Origin of the sequence: Pseudomonas sp. DVZ6, assembly GCF_024259445.1 — a bacterium.
Lineage (GTDB): Bacteria > Pseudomonadota > Gammaproteobacteria > Pseudomonadales > Pseudomonadaceae > Aquipseudomonas > Aquipseudomonas peradeniyensis.
On the sequence record NZ_JANCLM010000107.1, the window covers coordinates 1 to 637 of the forward strand.

The 637-nt window shown below is 65.5% G+C and carries 1 protein-coding gene; it reads left to right on the top strand.

The genetic code is table 11. The annotated features are described in order from the left end of the window. A partial coding sequence (locus NMG10_RS25835) for a T6SS effector BTH_I2691 family protein (protein ID WP_302328762.1) occupies window positions 1-637 on the top strand: 637 nt, incomplete at both ends.

The window sequence follows — 637 nt, forward strand, 5'->3', positions numbered from 1 at the left end:
CGGCCTGCCCATCCTCCTATTACGTACCGCCTACGCCCCCAGCCCCAAGACCCTGAGCACGCGCAACCTGCCCAACTACAACGGTGTCGCCGGCATCCCCATGCACAACGAACAGTTACGCATCCTGCGCCAGGGCTATGTCTACGTGCTGCTCGACCAACGGGTCTGGCACGCCTACCAGGTCACCCCCGAAGGGGCCCTGCGCCAGTTCCCGGCCTTCCAGCCACCCCCGCAAGCCGGCAAACCCTTGTCAACGGCCTGCCGGCAAGAACATCACGATGTGATTGCGTCGTTCATCAACATCAACACCCTGCTGTACTCGACCGCCTGGATCGCCTTCGCCAACGACCCCTGGCCCAAACCCGTGCTGGACCAGTACAAGCACGCCATCGCGAACAACGACCCCGAGCTCACCAGCCGCTTCCTCGCACTCGACCTGAAAGCGGCCCGCGAAGCGCCCGGCAGTGTGGGCCGGGCCATGCACGCAGACCGCCTGCAACTCGACGAGGTCCTGGAATACGCCGTGCCCAGCACCGGCCCCTTCACCAGCGTCCATGGCTTCTACCCTCGCCTCGAGCGCCTGGCGGCCACGCGCACGTACATCGCTGCCCTGATACAACGCGAAGAGCTCGCCGAC